Below are 19,884 nucleotides of genomic sequence, written 5' to 3'. Positions count from 1 at the left end.
AACGACGCATCGCCGATGGTAGTGTGGTGCTTCACCATGTGAGAGTAGGTCATCGTCAAGCTCCTATACGAAACCCCAGATCTCTAACGAGGTCTGGGGTTTCTTCTTTGCGCGGCAGAAAGTCGGGCGCGAACAGCGCCGGTCGGCGGCGGGGTTGGTGGAGCAGCCTGCAGGACCCGTGATCGCCGGCAAGCCGGCTCCTACGGGACGCGGCCTGGCGAAACTCCCGTAGGAGCCCGCTTGCGGGCGATCGCGGTGATCGCCGCACCTGGGTGGTCGGGGCGTTCGCGGCTGAGGATGTTCCTGTGCAGCGCTTTCGGGGTGTTTGCCGGCGCGGTGCAGTGCTTGGATCTTCTCCCCGGATCGGCGGTGGAACACTGCGTTTTCTATGCAAGTACAAGCCTCGTCGTTATCATGCCAGCCTTGTTCATAGCGGGGCCTCGCATGCTGGAATTGTTGAAACTTCTGCAGGATGGTCGCTTCCATTCCGGTGAAGCCCTTGGGGCCCGGCTCGGAATCAGTCGGAGTGCCATCTGGAAGCAGTTGCAGGGCCTGGAGGCTGAACTGGGGGTCGAGGTGTTCAAGGTCCCAGGTAAAGGCTATCGGCTTTCTTCGCCCCTGGTCCTGCTCGATGCCGAGCGGATTTCACAGGCGGCGGGAGAGGTGGACTGGCCCATCGCTGTCGAGTCCAGTCTGGATTCGACGAATGCGGAGATCTTCCGCCGCCTCGATGCCGGCGCTCGTCCGCCTTTCGTGTTGCTTGCCGAACGTCAGACCGCAGGTCGCGGGCGGCGAGGCCGGGTGTGGGCGAGTCCGTTTGCCGAGAACCTCTATTGCAGTCTTGTCCTGCGCGTCGATGGTGGAATGACTCAGGTCGAGGCCCTGAGTCTGACCGTCGGCCTGGCGGTGGCGAAAGCGCTGCGGGCGTGTGGCGTGACTGCGGCCGGGCTGAAGTGGCCGAATGACGTGTTGGTCGACGGGCGCAAGATATCCGGAGTACTGCTCGAGCTTGCCGGCGATCCTGCCGATGTCTGCCATGTCGTGATCGGTATCGGTATCAATGTGAACATGCTGGTCGATACGCCTGCGTTGATCGATCAGCCCTGGACGTCGGTGCGGCAGTGTCTCGGCCACGCGCTCGACCGCAACCAGTTGGCGGCTGAACTCCTGAAGCAGTTGCGTGTGCATCTCTCCACGCATTGGCAGCAGGGCTTTGCCGGCTTGCGAGAAGAGTGGGAGGCGTTGCACGTGTGGCGAGGCCGCTGCGTCGCGTTGACTGCGGGGAGCAACGCAATCCTGGGTGTGGTGCAGGGCGTCGATGAACGAGGGGCGATTCGGCTGAGTGTCGATGGTGTCGATCAAGCCTTCAGCGGTGGCGAGTTGAGCCTGAGGTTGCAGCATGATTCTTGAGCTCGACTGCGGTAACAGCTTCATCAAATGGCGAGTGATCTCCAGCGACGCTGCTCAGCGTATTGCCATTGGCGTGGTCAACGACGATGCCGGCCTGTTCGAGGCGCTCTCGGCTGTCCCCGATCTGCAGGTGGAGCATTGCCGCATGGTCAGTGTGCGCAGCGATGCCGAGACCGAGCAGTTGGTCGTCCGTCTGCGTGCGTCTCTGGGCGTGGAGGCGGTTTGCGCTCAGTCCGCCAGCCAGGTCGGCGCTGTACGCAATGGCTATGCTGACTTCCAGCGCCTGGGCCTGGACCGCTGGCTGGCCGTGCTCGGGGCTTACCATCTCGGTCAGCGCGCCTGTCTCGTGGTGGATCTGGGAACGGCCGTCACTGCCGATTTCATCTCTGCCGACGGTGCGCACCTGGGCGGCTTCATCTGTCCGGGGCTGCCGTTGATGCGTGATCAGCTGAGCACGCACACCCGGCGTATTCGTTACGACCGCCAGGTGGCACTCGCGGCATTGCAGGAGCTGGATCCTGGGCGTTCCACTGCGGAGGCGGTCGAGCGTGGTTGCGTGCTGATGCTGCGCGGGTTCGTCGCCGAGCAGTTGGCACAGGCGACGGCGCGTTTTCCGGATGGCTTCGAGGTGTTCCTGACGGGTGGGGACGCGGACCTGGTGCGTGATGTCGTGCCGGGCGCTCAGGTCGTCGCGGATCTGGTATTTGTCGGGTTGGCGATCGCCTGCCCCCTGAATTGAGGCAAGGCATGCGCTGGTTCCTGCTACTGCTGCTACTTCTTAACGCGTTCTACTACGTCTGGCATCAACAGCAGGCGCCGTTGCGGGCCAAGGAGGTGGCGCCGGCCAGTTCTTATCAGGGGGCGCGCAAGGACATACGCCTGCTCAGCGAGGCCGAGTCGCCTCGTCTGCCCGCAAGGCAGCCGGAGGTCGAGCCGCAGGCGGCTGCCTCCGAGGCGGCGGTGTGTCTTTTCCTGGGGAGCTTCGAGGAAGAGTCTCGCGCCCGGGTCGTCGAGCAGCGCCTGCTGAGCCTCGACATACAGGCCGAGGTTCACAGCGTCGATGCGGCTGCGGGCGTGGAGTACTGGGTGTACCTGCCGCCGCTGGCGTCCCGGCAGGCGTCATTGCGTCAGTTGCGAGAGCTGCAGGCGCGGCGCATCGACAGTTACATCATCACGCAGGGGGAGTTGGCGAACGGCATCTCCCTGGGCATCTTCCCGCGCAGCGATTCGGCCGACAGCGTCATGCAGCGCCTTCGCGAGGTGGGTTACGAGCCGCAGATGCGCGAATTGTCGCGTGCCCATCGCAGTTTCTGGGTGCGGGTGGCCCCGGAAAGCAGGCGCCTGGCCGACGAATTTCTGCTGGGGCGACTGGCTGGAGACTTCGCTGGTTTGCAACATCAATTAATGCCGTGCGAGGGCGTTGCATTGCTCCAATAGTTTGCATAGAATGGCGCCCGCTTCGCAGGGTGGTCAAAGTTGGTTCCCGACGAAGATGTTGTCAAAGTAGCTAACCTCAAGATTTTAATGAGAAAAAGCTTGACAGCAGGGTGGCAGATCTAGAAAATGCCGCCTCACTTTGGAGGGGTTCCCGAGCGGCCAAAGGGATCAGACTGTAAATCTGACGTCATCGACTTCGAAGGTTCGAATCCTTCCCCCTCCACCAGATTCAGCGTGAGCTGCAGGCTCCGCGGGCATAGTTCAGTGGTAGAACCTCAGCCTTCCAAGCTGATGATGCGGGTTCGATTCCCGCTGCCCGCTCCAGTTTGTGGTTGGCGCAATAGAGTTTGGCTCATGTAGCTCAGTTGGTAGAGCACACCCTTGGTAAGGGTGAGGTCAGCGGTTCAAATCCGCTCATGAGCTCCATCTAATGAAGGCAGATATGAAAGTATCTGCCTTTGTTTTAATGGCGGCATGGCTTGCTCAATTCTTCGTTAGGAGACGGTCAAGATGGCTAAAGAGAAATTCGAACGTAACAAACCGCACGTCAACGTCGGCACCATCGGTCACGTTGACCACGGTAAGACCACTCTGACCGCTGCTCTGACCCGTGTCTGCTCCGAAGTTTTCGGTTCGGCCAAGGTTGACTTCGACAAGATCGACAGCGCTCCGGAAGAAAAAGCTCGTGGTATCACCATCAACACCGCGCACGTGGAGTACGACTCCAACATTCGTCACTACGCGCACGTTGACTGCCCGGGCCACGCCGACTACGTGAAGAACATGATCACCGGTGCTGCCCAGATGGACGGCGCGATCCTGGTCTGCTCGGCTGCCGACGGCCCGATGCCGCAAACTCGTGAGCACATCCTGCTGTCCCGTCAGGTTGGTGTACCGTACATCGTCGTGTTCCTGAACAAGGCCGACATGGTTGACGACGCTGAGCTGCTGGAACTGGTCGAGATGGAAGTTCGCGACCTGCTGAGCACCTACGATTTCCCGGGTGACGACACTCCGATCATCATCGGCTCCGCGCTGATGGCTCTGAACGGCGAAGACACCAACGAAATGGGCACCAGCGCTGTTAAGAAGCTGGTCGAGACTCTGGACAGCTACATTCCTGAGCCGGTTCGTGCCATCGATCGTCCGTTCCTGATGCCGATCGAAGACGTATTCTCGATCTCCGGCCGCGGTACTGTTGTTACCGGTCGTGTCGAGCGCGGTATCGTCAAGATCCAGGAAGAGATCGAGATCGTCGGTCTGCGTCCGACCACCAAGACCACCTGCACCGGCGTTGAGATGTTCCGCAAGCTGCTGGACGAAGGTCGTGCTGGTGAGAACTGTGGCGTGCTGCTGCGCGGCACCAAGCGTGATGAGGTCGAGCGTGGTCAGGTTCTGGCCAAGCCGGGCACCATCAAGCCGCATACCAAGTTCGAAGCTGAAGTGTACGTTCTGTCCAAGGAAGAAGGTGGTCGTCACACCCCGTTCTTCAAGGGCTACCGTCCGCAGTTCTACTTCCGTACCACTGACGTGACCGGTTCGTGCGAACTGCCGGAAGGCGTTGAGATGGTAATGCCGGGCGACAACATCAAGATGGTTGTCACCCTGATCAAGCCGATCGCCATGGAAGACGGCCTGCGCTTCGCGATTCGCGAAGGCGGTCGTACCGTCGGCGCCGGCGTGGTTGCTAAGATCGTCGAGTAATCGGTTGATCTGTTCCTCTCAGGCCGGCATAATGGTCGGCCTGATTTTGCTTTAGGTCAGTAGCTCAATTGGCAGAGCGGCGGTCTCCAAAACCGCAGGTTGGGGGTTCGATTCCCTCCTGACCTGCCATTTTCTAACGAATCTGGCGTGTCTTTCACAGGATCTTCTCGAATGAATGTTAAGGCTGAAGCCAAAGACTCTCGCTTTGATCTGGTCAAGTGGCTGGTCGTCGCTGCCCTGGTTGTTGTGGGTGTCGTAGGTAATCAGTACTTCTCTGCTGAGCCGGTTCTGTATCGTGTTCTGGGTCTGGTTGCTCTGGGTGCTGTTGCTGCCTTCGTGGCGTTTCAGACTGCTCGTGGCCAGGCGTTCGCGGTTCTGCTGAAAGAAGCTCGCGTCGAGATTCGTAAAGTTGTTTGGCCGACCCGTCAGGAAACCACGCAGACCACGTTGATCGTGGTTGCTGTTGTCCTGGTAATGGCGCTGCTGTTGTGGGGGCTCGATTCCCTGCTCGGTTGGCTTGTTTCCCTGATTGTTGGTTAAGGGTGTCTCGTGGCTAAGCGTTGGTACGTCGTGCATGCCTACTCGGGTTACGAGAAGCATGTGATGCGCTCGCTGATCGAGCGCGTGAAACTCGCTGGAATGGAAGATGAATTCGGCGAAATTCTCGTGCCCACTGAAGAAGTGGTCGAGATGCGCAACGGTCAGAAGCGCAAGAGTGAGCGCAAGTTCTTCCCAGGCTATGTTCTGGTCCAGATGGAAATGAACGAGGCGACTTGGCACTTGATCAAGGATACGCCGCGCGTCATGGGCTTCATTGGTGGTACTGCCGACAAGCCGGCGCCGATCACCGAGAAAGAAGCTGAAGCCATTCTCCGTCGCGTTGCCGATAACGGCGACAAGCCCAAGCCGAAGACGCTGTTCGAGCCGGGCGAGATGGTTCGTGTTGTCGATGGCCCGTTCGCCGATTTCGGTGGCGTGGTCGAAGAAGTGAATTACGAGAAGAGCCGTATCCAGGTTGCAGTGACCATCTTCGGTCGCTCCACCCCGGTCGAGCTGGAGTTCAGTCAGGTCGAGAAGGCATAACTGACATAAGCATCCCACACCCCGCAGCCTTAGGCTGCGGGGTTTTGTCGTCACTGGGATAAATGCGTAAGTAACCTCGGGGAGCCGTCAGGCGTTCGAACCCGAAATTGGAGTAGCTAATGGCTAAGAAAATTCAGGCTTATATCAAGCTGCAGGTTAAAGCCGGTCAGGCAAACCCGTCGCCACCCGTTGGTCCGGCTCTGGGTCAGCACGGTGTCAACATCATGGAATTCTGCAAGGCGTTCAACGCCAAGACTCAGGGCATGGAACCTGGTCTGCCGACTCCTGTGATCATCACCGTTTACAGCGACCGTAGCTTCACCTTTGAAACCAAGAGCACCCCGGCATCGGTACTGCTGAAGAAGGCCGCTGGCCTGAGCAGCGGCTCCGCTCGCCCGAACACCGTCAAAGTAGGCACCGTTACCCGTGCTCAGCTGGAAGAGATCGCCAAGAGCAAGCAGGCCGATCTGACTGCCGCTGACCTGGAGGCGGCCGTGCGCACCATCGCCGGCTCCGCTCGTAGCATGGGCCTGAACGTGGAGGGTGTGTAATGGCTAAGTTGACCAAGCGCCAAAAGGCCATTGCGGCCAAGGTTGAAGCCGGCAAGGCCTACACCTTTGAAGAAGCTGCCGGCCTGCTGGCCGAGCTGTCTGCTGTCAAGTTCACCGAGTCCTTCGACGTCGCCGTGAACCTGGGCGTAGACCCTCGTAAATCCGACCAGGTCGTTCGTGGCGCCACCGTTCTGCCGAACGGCACCGGTAAAAGCGTTCGCGTTGCCGTGTTCACCCAGGGTCCGGGCGCTGAAGCCGCTCTGGCTGCTGGTGCCGACAAGGTAGGTATGGACGATCTGGCTGCCGAAATGAAAGCCGGCGATCTGAACTACGACGTCGTCATCGCTTCCCCGGACGCCATGCGCGTTGTTGGCCAGTTGGGTCAGGTTCTCGGCCCGCGCGGCCTGATGCCGAACCCGAAAGTCGGCACCGTGACTCCGGACGTCGCTACCGCGGTCAAGAATGCCAAGGCTGGTCAGGTGCGTTTCCGTACCGACAAGAACGGCATCATCCACACCTCCGTTGGCAAGGTCGGCTTCGAAGCCACCGCGCTGAAGCAGAACGTGGAAGCCTTGCTGGCTGACCTGAAGCGTCTGAAGCCGTCGACTTCGAAAGGCATCTACGTCAAGCGCGTGACCCTGAGCACCACCATGGGTCCTGGTCTGATCATCGATCAGGCTTCGCTCGACGCGTAAGTGATTGAGCCGGCAGCCTTGTGCTGTCGGCTTTGAAAAAATTGGGGTCCCTGCCTGGCGGGGGCTATCCAAGACCGTAGGTGGCGCAAGCTTTAAAGCAGAGAGAGCGATCTCCCTGAGCCTACGCAGATGGTGCTCCCGATTCATACCGAATCAGACACCAAAACGCCGTCCGGCCCATGTCGGACGAAACGGTAACATCCAGGAGTAAACCCGTGGCAATTAAACTCGAAGACAAGAAGGCCATCGTCGCTGAAGTCAACGAGGCTGCCAAAGCCGGTCTGTCCGCTGTCGTGGCTGATGCCCGTGGCGTGACTGTCGGCGCAATGACCGGACTCCGTAAAGAGGCCCGAGCGGCTGGTGTGTACGTGAAAGTCGTACGTAACACCCTGCTCAAGCGCGCTGTTGAAGGCACTCAGTTCGACGTGCTCAACGACGTGTTCAAAGGCCCGACCCTGATCGCGTTCTCCAACGAACATCCGGGCGCTGCTGCCCGTATCTTCAAGGATTTCGCCAAGGGTCAGGACAAGTTCGAGATCAAGGCAGCTGCGTTCGAGGGCCAGTTCCTCGCAGCAAACCAGATCGACGTACTGGCAAGCCTGCCGACCCGCGAAGAGGGCATTGCCCAGCTGATGAGCGTGATTCAAGGCGCCACCAGCAAACTCGCTCGCACGCTGGCAGCTATTCGCGACCAGAAAGAAGCTGCTGCTGCCTAAGGCCGCGTAAGCACTTTCGAAATCACATGTTTAATTTGATGGTCGCGTAAGGCCGTCACCCCAATACAGGAATTGATAGTCATGTCCCTGACTAACGAGCAAATCATCGAAGCTATCGGCCAGAAATCCGTTATGGAAATCGTTGAGCTGATCAAAGCGATGGAAGAAACCTTCGGCGTTACCGCTGCTGCTGCTGTTGCTGCCGGTCCGGCTGCTGCTGCTCCGGCTGCTGAAGAGCAAACCGAGTTCACCATCGTTCTGGCTGAAGCTGGCGACAAGAAAGTGAACGTGATCAAGGCTGTTCGCGAGCTGACCGGTCTGGGCCTGAAAGAAGCCAAGGCTGTCGTTGACGGCGCCCCGGGCGTGGTCAAGGAAGGCGCTTCGAAAGAAGAAGCCGAAGCTGCCAAGAAAGCCCTGGAAGAAGCAGGCGCCAAGGTCGAGCTCAAGTAAGTTCGCACCTTGCGTCTACAGCCCGAGCGACTCGCACAAGGCTGATGGCTGGTGGCTTTTGCCACCGGCCTTTTTCCGTTCTAGGTTGGCTGTTCGTCAGTCAGCCTGGAATCGGGAAGATCCCGCCCGAGAGGCGGCCGCAAACCGAGGGTTTGCACGATTTTCTGGTCATCGCCGCCGGCGCTGGCCAAATAAGCAGGTGACCAAGCTGGGGAACGCTGATGGCTTACTCATACACTGAGAAAAAACGTATCCGCAAGGACTTTAGCAAGTTGCCGGATGTCATGGATGTGCCTTACCTCCTGGCCATCCAGCTGGATTCCTATCGCGAATTCCTGCAGCAAGGGGCGAGCAAGGAACAGTTCCGTGACATCGGCCTGCATGCGGCCTTCAAATCGGTATTCCCGATCATCAGCTACTCCGGCAACGCCGCTCTGGAGTACGTCGGCTATCGCCTGGGCGATCCGGCGTTCGACGTCAAGGAGTGCGTCCTGCGTGGCGTGACCTTCGCCGTGCCGCTGCGCGTGAAGGTGCGCCTGATCATTTTCGACAAAGAGTCGTCGAACAAAGCGATCAAGGACATCAAAGAGCAGGAAGTGTACATGGGCGAAATCCCGCTCATGACCGAGAACGGTACCTTCGTCATCAACGGTACCGAGCGTGTGATCGTTTCCCAGCTGCACCGCTCGCCGGGCGTGTTCTTCGACCACGACCGTGGCAAGACCCACAGCTCGGGCAAGCTGCTGTACTCCGCTCGCATCATCCCTTACCGCGGTTCCTGGCTGGACTTCGAGTTCGACCCGAAGGACGCGGTATTCGTGCGTATCGACCGTCGCCGCAAACTGCCGGCGTCCGTCCTGCTGCGCGCGCTCGGCTACAGCACCGAGGAAGTGCTGGACGCCTTCTACGACACCAACGTCTATCACGTTAAGAGCGAAGGCCTGAGCCTGGAGCTCGTGCCTCAGCGCCTGCGCGGTGAAGTCGCGGTCCTGGATATCAAGGACGGCAGCGGCAAGGTGATCGTGGAGCAGGGCCGTCGTATCACTGCCCGCCACATCAACCAGCTGGACAAGGCTGGCATCAAAGAGCTGGACGTTCCGCTCGAGTACGTCATTGGCCGCACCACTGCCAAGGCGGTCGTGCATCCGGCCACCGGCGAAATCATCGCCGAGTGCAATACCGAGCTGACCGCCGACCTGCTGGTCAAGATGTCCAAGGCACAGGTTGTCCGCTTCGAGACCCTGTACACCAACGACATCGACTGTGGTCCGTTCATCAGCGACACCCTGAAGATCGACAGCACCACCAATCAGCTGGAAGCGCTGGTCGAGATCTACCGCATGATGCGCCCGGGCGAGCCGCCAACCAAGGATGCCGCCGAGACCCTGTTCAACAACCTGTTCTTCAGCGCCGAGCGTTACGACCTGTCCGCCGTTGGCCGCATGAAGTTCAACCGTCGTATCGGTCGTACCGAGATCGAAGGTTCGGGCGTGCTGAGCAAGGAAGACATCGTTGCCGTACTGAAGACCCTGGTCGACATCCGTAACGGCAAAGGCATCGTCGATGACATCGACCACCTGGGTAACCGTCGCGTACGTTGCGTCGGCGAGATGGCCGAGAACCAGTTCCGCGTGGGCCTGGTGCGTGTCGAGCGCGCGGTCAAGGAACGTCTGTCGATGGCCGAAAGCGAAGGCCTGATGCCGCAGGACCTGATCAACGCCAAGCCGGTTGCGGCGGCGGTGAAGGAGTTCTTCGGTTCCAGCCAGCTTTCCCAGTTCATGGACCAGAACAACCCGCTCTCCGAGATCACCCACAAGCGCCGCGTTTCCGCACTCGGCCCAGGTGGTCTGACCCGTGAGCGCGCCGGCTTCGAAGTCCGCGACGTACACCCGACCCACTACGGCCGTGTGTGCCCGATCGAGACGCCTGAAGGTCCGAACATCGGTCTGATCAACTCGCTGGCTGCCTACGCCCGCACCAACCAGTACGGCTTCCTGGAAAGCCCGTACCGCGTGGTCAAGGAAGGCAAGGTCACCAACGACATCGTGTTCCTGTCGGCCATCGAAGAAGCCGATCACGTGATCGCCCAGGCCTCCGCCACCCTGAACGACAAGGGTGAGCTGATCGACGAGCTGGTTGCCGTACGTCACCTGAACGAATTCACCGTGAAGGCGCCGGAAGACGTCACCCTGATGGACGTTTCGCCGAAGCAGGTTGTTTCCGTCGCTGCCTCGCTGATTCCGTTCCTCGAGCACGACGACGCCAACCGTGCACTCATGGGTTCGAACATGCAGCGTCAGGCTGTACCGACCCTGCGCGCCGACAAGCCGCTGGTAGGTACCGGCATGGAGCGCAACGTCGCCCGTGACTCCGGTGTCTGCGTCGTGGCCCGTCGCGGTGGCGTGATCGACTCGGTCGACGCCAGCCGTATCGTGGTTCGCGTCAATGATGACGAAGTCGAAACTGGCGAAGCCGGTGTCGACATCTACAACCTGACCAAGTACACCCGCTCCAACCAGAACACCTGCATCAACCAGCGTCCGCTGGTGAGCAAGGGTGATCAGGTTGCGCGTGGCGACATCATGGCTGACGGCCCGTCCACCGACATGGGTGAACTGGCGCTGGGTCAGAACATGCGCGTTGCGTTCATGCCGTGGAACGGCTTCAACTTCGAAGACTCCATCTGCCTGTCCGAGCGCGTGGTTCAGGAAGACCGCTTCACCACCATCCACATCCAGGAACTGACCTGTGTGGCGCGTGACACCAAGCTCGGCCCAGAGGAAATCTCCTCGGACATCCCGAACGTTGGTGAAGCCGCACTGAACAAGCTGGACGAAGCCGGTATCGTCTACGTCGGCGCCGAAGTCGGCCCGGGCGACATCCTGGTCGGCAAGGTCACCCCGAAAGGCGAGACCCAGCTGACTCCGGAAGAGAAGCTGCTGCGTGCGATCTTCGGTGAGAAGGCGTCCGACGTGAAGGACACCTCCCTGCGCGTGCCGACCGGCACCAAGGGTACCGTCATCGACGTGCAGGTCTTCACCCGTGATGGTGTCGAGCGCGACAGCCGTGCCCTGGCCATCGAGAAAGAGCAGCTCGACGAGATCCGCAAGGATCTGAACGAAGAGTTCCGCATCGTCGAAGGCGCGACCTTCGAGCGTCTGCGTTCCGCTCTGGTGGGTGCCATCGCCGAAGGCGGCGCCGGCCTGAAGAAAGGCAGCGCGGTCACCGACGAGTTCCTCGACGGCCTTGAGCGTGGTCAGTGGTTCAAACTGCGCATGGCTGACGACGCGCTGAACGAGCAGCTGGAGAAGGCCCAGGCCTACATCTCCGACCGCCGTCAGCTGCTCGACGACAAGTTCGAAGACAAGAAGCGCAAGCTGCAGCAGGGCGATGACCTGGCTCCGGGCGTACTGAAGATCGTCAAGGTCTACCTGGCCATCCGCCGTCGCATCCAGCCGGGTGACAAGATGGCCGGTCGTCACGGTAACAAGGGTGTGGTCTCGGTGATCATGCCGGTCGAAGACATGCCGCACGACGCCAACGGTACGCCGGTCGACATCGTCCTCAACCCGCTGGGCGTACCGTCGCGTATGAACGTCGGTCAGATCCTCGAAACCCACCTGGGCCTGGCGGCCAAGGGCCTGGGCGAGAAGATCAACCGCATGCTCGAAGAGCAGCGCAAGATCGCTGAGCTGCGCAAGTTCCTCGCCGAGATCTACAACGAGATCGGTGGTCGTCAGGAAAACCTCGACGAGTTCTCCGACAACGAGATCCTCGAGCTGGCGAAGAACCTGAAAGGCGGCGTGCCGATGGCGACTGCCGTGTTCGACGGTGCCAAGGAAACCGAGATCAAGGCCATGCTGAAGCTGGCCGATCTGCCGGAAAGCGGCCAGATGCGTCTGTTCGACGGTCGTACTGGTAACCAGTTCGAGCGCCCGACCACCGTCGGCTACATGTACATGCTCAAACTGAACCACCTGGTGGACGACAAGATGCACGCGCGTTCCACTGGTTCCTACAGCCTGGTTACCCAGCAGCCGCTGGGTGGTAAGGCGCAGTTCGGTGGTCAGCGTTTCGGGGAGATGGAGGTCTGGGCGCTGGAAGCCTACGGTGCCGCCTACACCCTGCAGGAAATGCTGACCGTGAAGTCGGACGACGTGAACGGCCGTACCAAGATGTACAAGAACATCGTGGATGGCGATCACCGCATGGAGCCGGGCATGCCCGAGTCCTTCAACGTGCTGATCAAAGAGATCCGTTCGCTCGGCATCGACATCGATCTGGAAACCGAATAACACGCGACGTGAGGAGAGCGGGGCGGTTAGCCCGCTCTCCGCTCCGCCAGGAGGAAAGGCCTTGAAAGACCTACTGAATTTGCTGAAAAACCAGGGTCAGATCGAAGAGTTCGACGCCATCCGCATCGGGTTGGCCTCGCCTGAGATGATCCGTTCGTGGTCGTTCGGTGAAGTTAAAAAGCCGGAAACCATCAACTACCGTACCTTCAAGCCAGAGCGCGACGGCCTGTTCTGCGCCAAGATCTTTGGCCCGGTCAAGGACTACGAGTGCCTGTGCGGCAAGTACAAGCGCCTCAAGCACCGCGGTGTGATCTGCGAGAAGTGCGGCGTTGAAGTCGCGCTGGCCAAGGTTCGTCGTGAGCGCATGGCGCACATCGAACTGGCCTCGCCGGTCGCCCACATCTGGTTCCTGAAGTCGCTGCCGTCCCGTATCGGCCTGCTGATGGACATGACCCTGCGTGACATCGAGCGCGTGCTCTACTTCGAGAGCTACGTGGTGATCGATCCGGGCATGACCACCCTCGAGAAGGGGCAGCTGCTGAACGACGAGCAGTACTTCGAAGCCCTCGAAGAGTTCGGTGACGACTTCGACGCGCGCATGGGCGCCGAAGCCGTGCGCGAGCTGCTGCACGCCATCGACCTGGATCACGAGATCGGCCGCCTGCGTGAAGAGATTCCGCAGACCAACTCCGAGACCAAGATCAAGAAGCTGTCCAAGCGCCTGAAGCTGATGGAAGCCTTCAAGGACTCCGGCAACCTGCCGGAGTGGATGGTCCTGACCGTTCTGCCGGTTCTGCCGCCGGACCTGCGTCCGCTGGTGCCGCTGGATGGTGGCCGCTTCGCGACTTCGGATCTGAACGATCTGTATCGCCGCGTGATCAACCGTAACAACCGTCTGAAGCGCCTGCTCGATCTGTCGGCGCCGGACATCATCGTGCGCAACGAAAAGCGCATGCTGCAGGAAGCGGTCGACGCCCTGCTCGACAACGGCCGTCGAGGTCGCGCCATCACCGGCTCGAACAAGCGTCCGCTGAAGTCGCTGGCCGACATGATCAAGGGTAAGCAAGGTCGCTTCCGTCAGAACCTGCTCGGTAAGCGCGTGGACTACTCCGGTCGTTCCGTTATTACCGTGGGCCCGACCCTGCGCCTGCACCAGTGCGGCCTGCCGAAGAAGATGGCTCTGGAGCTGTTCAAGCCGTTCATCTTCGGCAAGCTGGAAGCCCGTGGTCTGGCGACCACCATCAAGGCGGCCAAGAAGATGGTCGAGCGCGAGCTGCCCGAGGTCTGGGACGTTCTCGCCGAAGTCATCCGCGAACATCCCGTGCTGCTCAACCGTGCACCGACCCTGCACCGTCTGGGTATCCAGGCGTTCGAGCCGGTACTGATCGAAGGCAAGGCCATCCAGCTGCACCCGCTGGTCTGCGCCGCGTACAACGCCGACTTCGACGGTGACCAGATGGCCGTGCACGTGCCGCTGACCCTCGAGGCCCAGCTGGAAGCGCGCGCGCTGATGATGTCGACCAACAACATCCTCTCGCCCGCCAACGGCGAGCCGATCATCGTACCGTCGCAGGACGTGGTTCTGGGTCTGTACTACATGACCCGTGAAGCGGTGAACGCCAAGGGTGAAGGTCGCGTCTTCGCCGATCTGCAGGAAGTCGACCGCGTGTTCCGCGCCGGCGAAGCGTCCCTGCACGCCCGTGTGAAAGTGCGTATCAACGAAACCGTCAAAGAGAAAGACGGTTCGATCAGCAAGAACACCCGCATCGTCGACACCACCGTCGGCCGCGCGCTGCTGTTCCAGGTGGTACCGGCCGGCCTGTCCTACGACGTGGTCAACCAGCCGATGAAGAAGAAGGCGATCTCCAAGCTGATCAACCAGTGCTACCGCACCGTGGGTCTGAAGGACACCGTCATCTTCGCCGACCAGCTGATGTACACCGGTTTCGCCTACTCGACCATCTCCGGTGTGTCGATCGGCGTGAACGACTTCGTCATCCCGGATGAAAAAGCGCGCATCATCGATGCCGCCACCGAGGAAGTGAAGGAAATCGAATCGCAGTACGCCTCCGGCCTGGTTACCCAGGGCGAGAAGTACAACAAGGTGATCGACCTGTGGTCGAAGGCCAACGACGAAGTCTCCAAGGCGATGATGGCCAACCTCTCGAAAGAGCCGGTGGTCGATCGCGAAGGCAAGACCGTCGAGCAGGAGTCCTTCAACTCCATGTACATGATGGCCGACTCCGGTGCGCGGGGTTCCGCAGCCCAGATTCGTCAGCTGGCCGGTATGCGTGGTCTGATGGCCAAGCCGGACGGTTCCATCATCGAAACGCCGATCACGGCGAACTTCCGTGAAGGCCTGTCGGTTCTGCAGTACTTCATCTCCACCCACGGTGCTCGTAAAGGTCTGGCGGATACCGCACTGAAGACCGCGAACTCCGGTTACCTGACCCGTCGTCTGGTCGACGTGGCCCAGGATCTGGTGGTGACCGAGGTCGACTGCGGTACCGAACACGGTCTGCTGATGACTCCGCACATCGAAGGCGGCGACGTGGTCGAGCCGCTCGGTGAGCGCGTTCTGGGTCGTGTCATTGCCAAGGACGTGCCGAAGCCGGGCAGCGACGAGATCATCGTGCCGGCCGGTACCCTGATCGACGAGCAGTGGGTCGAGTTCATCGAGCTGAACAGCGTCGACGAAGTGGTCGTGCGTTCGCCGATCACCTGCGAAACCCGCTACGGCATCTGCTCCGCGTGCTACGGCCGCGATCTGGCCCGTGGTCACCAGGTCAACATCGGTGAGGCGGTCGGCGTTATCGCTGCCCAGTCGATCGGTGAGCCGGGTACCCAGCTGACCATGCGTACCTTCCACATCGGTGGTGCTGCAAGCCGTACCTCGGCTGCCGACAGCGTCCAGGTGAAGAACGGTGGTGCGATCCGTCTGCACAACCTGAAGCACGTCGAGCGTGTCGACGGCAACCTGGTAGCGGTTTCCCGTTCCGGTGAGCTGGCCGTGGCCGACGAGTTCGGTCGTGAGCGCGAGCGCTACAAGCTGCCGTACGGTGCCGTGATTTCCGTGAAGGAAGGCGACAAGGTCGACGCTGGCGCCATCGTCGCCAAGTGGGACCCGCACACCCACCCGATCGTGACCGAAATGAAGGGTATCGTGACCTTCGTCGGCATGGAGGAGGGCATCACCATCAAGCGCCAGACCGACGAACTGACCGGTCTGACCAACATCGAGGTGATGGATCCGAAGGATCGTCCGGCTGCTGGCAAGGACATTCGTCCGGCCATCAAGATGGTCGACGCCAACGGCAAGGAACTGCTGCTGCCGGGTACCGACGTACCGGCCCAGTACTTCCTGCCTGCCAACGCCCTGGTCGGTGTGGCGGATGGTGCGCAGATCGCGGTCGGTGACGTTATCGCCCGTATCCCGCAGGAAACCTCGAAGACCCGCGACATCACCGGTGGTCTGCCGCGCGTTGCCGACCTGTTCGAAGCCCGTCGTCCGAAGGAAGCTTCGATCCTGGCGGAAATCAGCGGCACCATCTCGTTCGGCAAGGAGACCAAGGGCAAGCGCCGTCTGGTCATCACTCCGACCGATGGCAGCGATCCGTACGAGGAGCTGATTCCGAAGTGGCGTCACCTGAACGTGTTCGAAGGTGAACAGGTCAACAAGGGTGAAGTCATCTCCGACGGTCCGAGCGATCCGCACGACATCCTGCGTCTGCTGGGCGTCAGCGCGCTGGCCAAGTACATCGTCAACGAGATCCAGGACGTTTACCGTCTGCAGGGTGTGAAGATCAACGACAAGCACATCGAGACCATCCTGCGTCAGATGCTGCGCAAGGTCGAAGTCAGCGAGTCCGGCGATTCGTCCTTCATCAAGGGCGACCAGATGGAGCTCACCCAGGTTCTGGGCGAGAACGAGCGTCTGGCCGAGGAAGACAAGTTCATCGCCAAGTACACCCGCGTACTGCTGGGTATCACCAAGGCGTCGCTGTCCACCGAGTCGTTCATCTCGGCGGCTTCCTTCCAGGAAACCACCCGCGTCCTCACCGAGGCGGCGGTTACTGGCAAGCGCGACTACCTGCGTGGTCTGAAAGAGAACGTGGTCGTGGGTCGTCTGATCCCGGCTGGTACCGGCCTGGCCTATCACAGCGAGCGCAAGCGCAAGCGTGATGCCGACAAGCCGGTCCGCGTCAGCGCCAGTGAGGTCGAAGCCGCACTGACCGAAGCGCTGAACTCCAGCGGAAATTGAGTCGAAGCCCCGTCAGTTCGCTGGCGGGGCTTTGCCTTGACTGGGGACGTGAGTCTCTTTAGACTCATGCACCCCTAAATTTGGCAGGGCGTTTGGCTCTGCCATCTTTATTTGTGAGCGTCGAAAGACAACAGTGGAGCTAGTAGATGGCAACTATCAACCAGCTGGTACGTCAGCCGCGTAAGCGCATCGTCGAGAAATCCGACGTGCCTGCGCTGCAGAACTGCCCGCAGCGTCGTGGCGTGTGCACCCGCGTGTACACCACCACGCCGAAGAAACCTAACTCGGCACTGCGTAAAGTATGCCGCGTGCGTCTGACCAACGGCTACGAAGTGTCTTCGTACATCGGCGGTGAAGGCCACAACCTGCAAGAGCACAGCGTCGTGCTGATCCGTGGCGGTCGTGTAAAAGACCTTCCGGGTGTGCGCTACCACACCGTGCGTGGTTCGCTGGATACCTCCGGCGTCAAAGACCGTAAGCAGGGTCGTTCCAAGTACGGTACCAAGCGTCCGAAATAAGGCCGCTTGATCCTTTTTATTTAGTTGAGTCGATAAGAGTAAGGTCGGGCGCGGCGTTCGCCGTTGGTCCCGAGCTAACCTGAAGACCGTTTGAGGGCTTATCAATGCCAAGACGTCGTGTAGCAGCCAAGCGTGAGATCCTGGACGATCCGAAATACGGAAGCCAGATCCTCGCCAAATTCATGAACCACGTGATGGAAAGCGGCAAGAAGGCCGTGGCCGAGCGCATCGTTTACGGTGCTCTGGACACTGTCAAAGCGCGCAAGAACAGCGATCCCCTGGAGATCTTCGAGAAAGCTCTCGACGCCATCGCTCCGCTGGTCGAAGTCAAGTCCCGCCGTGTAGGCGGTGCTACCTACCAGGTTCCGGTCGAAGTTCGTCCGTCCCGTCGTAACGCTCTGGCCATGCGCTGGCTGGTGGACTACGCGCGCAAGCGTGGTGAGAAGTCCATGGCTCTGCGTCTGGCTGGTGAGTTGCTGGATGCTGCTGAAGGCAAAGGCGCTGCTGTCAAGAAGCGTGAAGACGTGCACCGTATGGCTGAAGCCAACAAGGCTTTCTCGCACTACCGCTTCTAATTCCGGCTCCACTAACCTTGCGAGGGCTTTATGGCTCGTAATACAGCAATTAACCGCTACCGTAACATCGGTATCTGTGCCCACGTTGACGCGGGCAAGACCACCACTACCGAGCGGATCCTGTTCTACACAGGCCTGAGCCACAAGATGGGCGAGGTGCATGATGGCGCCGCGACCACCGACTGGATGGTTCAGGAGCAGGAGCGTGGTATTACCATTACTTCTGCTGCGATCACCACCTTCTGGGAAGGTTCTCGTCGTCAGTACGACAAGTACCGCGTAAACGTCATCGATACCCCCGGTCACGTTGACTTCACCATCGAAGTAGAGCGCTCCCTGCGCGTACTCGACGGTGCTGTCGTTGTGTTTTGCGGTACTTCGGGCGTTGAGCCGCAGTCCGAAACCGTATGGCGTCAGGCCAACAAGTACGGTGTTCCGCGTATCGTCTACGTGAACAAGATGGACCGTGCCGGTGCCAACTTCCTGCGCGTCGTCGGTCAGATCAAGAACCGTCTGGGTCACACCCCGGTTCCAATCCAGATCGCCATCGGTGCCGAGGACAACTTCCAGGGTCAGGTCGACCTGATCAAGATGAAAGCCATCTACTGGAACGATGACGACAAGGGCACTACCTATCGCGAGGAAGAGATTCCTGCGGAGCTGGTAGACCTGGCCAACGAATGGCGCTCCAACATGGTCGAGGCTGCTGCCGAGGCCAACGAAGAGCTGATGAACAAGTACCTCGAAGAAGGTGACCTGTCCGTCGACGACATCAAGGCTGGTCTGCGCGCCCGTACTCTGGCGAGCGAGATCGTTCCTGCTGTCTGCGGTTCTTCGTTCAAGAACAAGGGCGTTCCCCTGGTTCTGGACGCCGTCATCGATTTCCTGCCTGCTCCGACCGAGATCCCGGCGATCAAGGGTATCCACCCGGATCTGGCCGAGAAGCCGAAAGAGCAGATGGAAGAGTCGGACTACGACGAGCGTCACGCGGACGACAACGAGCCGTTCTCGGCTCTGGCGTTCAAGATCGCGACCGACCCGTTCGTCGGTACCCTGACCTTCGTTCGCGTCTACTCGGGCGTTCTGGAGTCTGGCCAGTCGGTCATCAACTCCGTGAAGGGCAAGAAAGAGCGCGTTGGTCGTATGGTGCAGATGCACGCCAACCAGCGTGAAGAGATCAAAGAAGTACGCGCTGGTGATATCGCTGCTCTGATCGGCATGAAGGACGTCACCACTGGTGAAACCCTGTGCGATCCCGAGAAGCAGATCATCCTCGAGCGTATGGACTTCCCGGAGCCGGTGATTTCGGTAGCTGTAGAGCCGAAAACCAAGGCTGACCAGGAGAAGATGGGTATCGCTCTGGGCAAACTCGCTCAGGAAGACCCGTCGTTCCGCGTCAAGACTGACGAGGAAACCGGTCAGACCATCATCTCCGGTATGGGTGAGCTGCACCTGGACATTCTCGTTGACCGCATGAAGCGCGAATTCAACGTTGAAGCCAACATCGGTAAGCCGCAGGTTTCCTACCGTGAAACCATCACCAAGGACGCTGTCGAGATCGAAGGCAAGTTCGTTCGTCAGTCCGGTGGTCGCGGTCAGTTCGGTCACTGCTGGATTCGCTTCTCGACTCCGGACGTGGACGACAAGGGCAACATCACTGAAGGCCTGGTGTTCACTAACGAGGTCGTTGGTGGTGTGGTACCGAAGGAATACATCCCGGCTATCCAGAAGGGTATCGAAGAGCAGATGAAGAACGGCGTCGTTGCCGGCTATCCGCTGATCGGCCTGAAGGCTACCGTGTTCGATGGTTCCTACCACGACGTCGACTCCAACGAGATGGCGTTCAAGATCGCTGCCTCCATGGCGACCAAGCAGCTGGCCCAGAAGGGTGGCGGCAAGGTGCTCGAGCCGATCATGAAAGTGGAAGTGGTGACTCCTGAGGATTACATGGGTGACGTGATGGGTGACCTGAACCGTCGTCGTGGTCTGATCCAGGGTATGGAAGATTCGGTCTCCGGCAAGGTCATCCGTGCCGAAGTTCCGCTGGGCGAGATGTTTGGTTACGCTACCGACGTTCGTTCCATGTCCCAGGGTCGCGCCAGCTACTCCATGGAATTCTCCAAGTACGCAGAGGCTCCGGCGAACATCGTCGAAGCACTGGTTAAAAAACAAGGCTAATCCCGCCCTTT

The 19,884-nt window shown here is 60.1% G+C and carries 15 protein-coding genes and 4 tRNA genes; all 19 read left to right on the top strand.

Going from position 1 to position 19,884, the window contains the following annotated elements:
* Positions 1 to 444 precede the first annotated feature (444 nt).
* The 19 genes from birA to fusA all read left to right on the top strand — a co-directional run bounded on the left by birA (position 445) and on the right by fusA (position 19,873).
* Positions 445 to 1,410: a bifunctional biotin--[acetyl-CoA-carboxylase] ligase/biotin operon repressor BirA gene (gene birA / locus EWH21_RS21585; RefSeq protein ID WP_277699283.1), complete on the top strand. Its 966-nt coding sequence runs from the start codon at positions 445 to 447 to the stop codon at positions 1,408 to 1,410.
* Positions 1,400 to 2,149 carry a pantothenate kinase gene (locus EWH21_RS21580; protein ID WP_277699282.1) on the top strand — a complete coding sequence of 250 codons (750 nt, stop codon included), beginning with the start codon at positions 1,400 to 1,402 and terminating at the stop codon, positions 2,147 to 2,149. Before birA ends, EWH21_RS21580 begins: the two co-directional genes overlap by 11 nt.
* Before the next feature lie 8 nt (positions 2,150 to 2,157).
* Entirely contained in the window at positions 2,158 to 2,847 is a 690-nt protein-coding gene (locus tag EWH21_RS21575) for an SPOR domain-containing protein (RefSeq protein ID WP_277699281.1), read from the top strand.
* Positions 2,848 to 2,988: 141 nt separating this feature from the next.
* Positions 2,989 to 3,073: transfer RNA gene (locus tag EWH21_RS21570), tRNA-Tyr, on the top strand.
* Positions 3,074 to 3,097: 24 nt separating this feature from the next.
* Positions 3,098 to 3,171 (top strand) — tRNA-Gly (locus EWH21_RS21565).
* A gap of 26 nt (positions 3,172 to 3,197) precedes the next feature.
* Positions 3,198 to 3,273, top strand: a tRNA-Thr gene (locus EWH21_RS21560).
* A gap of 84 nt (positions 3,274 to 3,357) precedes the next feature.
* Positions 3,358 to 4,551 carry an elongation factor Tu gene (gene tuf, locus EWH21_RS21555; RefSeq protein ID WP_134675806.1) on the top strand — a complete coding sequence of 398 codons (1,194 nt, stop codon included), beginning with the start codon at positions 3,358 to 3,360 and terminating at the stop codon, positions 4,549 to 4,551.
* Between the two features lie 53 nt (positions 4,552 to 4,604).
* Positions 4,605 to 4,680 (top strand) — tRNA-Trp (locus EWH21_RS21550).
* Positions 4,681 to 4,722: 42 nt separating this feature from the next.
* On the top strand, positions 4,723 to 5,091 hold the full coding sequence (gene secE, locus EWH21_RS21545) for a preprotein translocase subunit SecE (protein WP_037057257.1): 369 nt from the start codon (positions 4,723 to 4,725) through the stop codon (positions 5,089 to 5,091).
* Between the two features lie 9 nt (positions 5,092 to 5,100).
* Complete coding sequence (gene nusG, locus EWH21_RS21540; protein ID WP_037057253.1) at positions 5,101 to 5,634, top strand: transcription termination/antitermination protein NusG; 534 nt, start codon at positions 5,101 to 5,103, stop codon at positions 5,632 to 5,634.
* Positions 5,635 to 5,753: 119 nt separating this feature from the next.
* Positions 5,754 to 6,185 (top strand): 50S ribosomal protein L11, encoded by a 432-nt coding sequence (rplK, locus tag EWH21_RS21535; RefSeq protein ID WP_277699280.1) that lies wholly within the window; start codon positions 5,754 to 5,756, stop codon positions 6,183 to 6,185.
* Positions 6,185 to 6,880, top strand: coding sequence for a 50S ribosomal protein L1 (rplA, locus tag EWH21_RS21530; protein ID WP_037057251.1), 696 nt, complete (start codon positions 6,185 to 6,187; stop codon positions 6,878 to 6,880). Before rplK ends, rplA begins: the two co-directional genes overlap by 1 nt.
* Positions 6,881 to 7,095: 215 nt before the next feature.
* A complete protein-coding gene (gene rplJ / locus EWH21_RS21525; RefSeq protein WP_037057248.1) occupies positions 7,096 to 7,596 on the top strand; it encodes a 50S ribosomal protein L10 in 501 nt (166 codons plus the stop codon).
* Between the two features lie 81 nt (positions 7,597 to 7,677).
* Positions 7,678 to 8,046: a 50S ribosomal protein L7/L12 gene (gene rplL / locus EWH21_RS21520; RefSeq protein ID WP_037057245.1), complete on the top strand. Its 369-nt coding sequence runs from the start codon at positions 7,678 to 7,680 to the stop codon at positions 8,044 to 8,046.
* Positions 8,047 to 8,267: 221 nt separating this feature from the next.
* Entirely contained in the window at positions 8,268 to 12,341 is a 4,074-nt protein-coding gene (gene rpoB, locus EWH21_RS21515; RefSeq protein ID WP_277699279.1) for a DNA-directed RNA polymerase subunit beta, read from the top strand.
* Between the two features lie 61 nt (positions 12,342 to 12,402).
* Complete coding sequence (gene rpoC / locus EWH21_RS21510) at positions 12,403 to 16,602, top strand: DNA-directed RNA polymerase subunit beta' (RefSeq protein ID WP_037057238.1); 4,200 nt, start codon at positions 12,403 to 12,405, stop codon at positions 16,600 to 16,602.
* Positions 16,603 to 16,748: 146 nt separating this feature from the next.
* Entirely contained in the window at positions 16,749 to 17,120 is a 372-nt protein-coding gene (gene rpsL, locus EWH21_RS21505; RefSeq protein WP_004373429.1) for a 30S ribosomal protein S12, read from the top strand.
* Positions 17,121 to 17,224: 104 nt separating this feature from the next.
* Entirely contained in the window at positions 17,225 to 17,695 is a 471-nt protein-coding gene (gene rpsG / locus EWH21_RS21500; RefSeq protein ID WP_003246741.1) for a 30S ribosomal protein S7, read from the top strand.
* Between the two features lie 30 nt (positions 17,696 to 17,725).
* Complete coding sequence (fusA, locus tag EWH21_RS21495) at positions 17,726 to 19,873, top strand: elongation factor G (protein WP_037057235.1); 2,148 nt, start codon at positions 17,726 to 17,728, stop codon at positions 19,871 to 19,873.
* The last annotated feature ends 11 nt before the right edge of the window (positions 19,874 to 19,884 follow it).

Source organism: Pseudomonas sp. REST10, assembly GCF_029542605.1.
Taxonomy (GTDB): Bacteria; Pseudomonadota; Gammaproteobacteria; order Pseudomonadales; family Pseudomonadaceae; genus Aquipseudomonas; species Aquipseudomonas khazarica.
This window is presented reverse-complemented; position numbering and strand designations above follow the sequence as displayed.

What these genes read in the sequence shown, in the direction of transcription:
- birA (WP_277699283.1), top strand. Translation starts at nt 445, where the DNA reads ATGCTGGAATTGTTGAAACTTCTGCAGGATGGTCGCTTCCATTCCGGT.
- EWH21_RS21580 (WP_277699282.1), top strand. Translation starts at nt 1,400, where the DNA reads ATGATTCTTGAGCTCGACTGCGGTAACAGCTTCATCAAATGGCGAGTG.
- EWH21_RS21575 (WP_277699281.1), top strand. Translation starts at nt 2,158, where the DNA reads ATGCGCTGGTTCCTGCTACTGCTGCTACTTCTTAACGCGTTCTACTAC.
- tuf (WP_134675806.1), top strand. Translation starts at nt 3,358, where the DNA reads ATGGCTAAAGAGAAATTCGAACGTAACAAACCGCACGTCAACGTCGGC.
- secE (WP_037057257.1), top strand. Translation starts at nt 4,723, where the DNA reads ATGAATGTTAAGGCTGAAGCCAAAGACTCTCGCTTTGATCTGGTCAAG.
- rplK (WP_277699280.1), top strand. Translation starts at nt 5,754, where the DNA reads ATGGCTAAGAAAATTCAGGCTTATATCAAGCTGCAGGTTAAAGCCGGT.
- rplA (WP_037057251.1), top strand. Translation starts at nt 6,185, where the DNA reads ATGGCTAAGTTGACCAAGCGCCAAAAGGCCATTGCGGCCAAGGTTGAA.
- rplL (WP_037057245.1), top strand. Translation starts at nt 7,678, where the DNA reads ATGTCCCTGACTAACGAGCAAATCATCGAAGCTATCGGCCAGAAATCC.
- rpoB (WP_277699279.1), top strand. Translation starts at nt 8,268, where the DNA reads ATGGCTTACTCATACACTGAGAAAAAACGTATCCGCAAGGACTTTAGC.
- rpsL (WP_004373429.1), top strand. Translation starts at nt 16,749, where the DNA reads ATGGCAACTATCAACCAGCTGGTACGTCAGCCGCGTAAGCGCATCGTC.
- rpsG (WP_003246741.1), top strand. Translation starts at nt 17,225, where the DNA reads ATGCCAAGACGTCGTGTAGCAGCCAAGCGTGAGATCCTGGACGATCCG.
- fusA (WP_037057235.1), top strand. Translation starts at nt 17,726, where the DNA reads ATGGCTCGTAATACAGCAATTAACCGCTACCGTAACATCGGTATCTGT.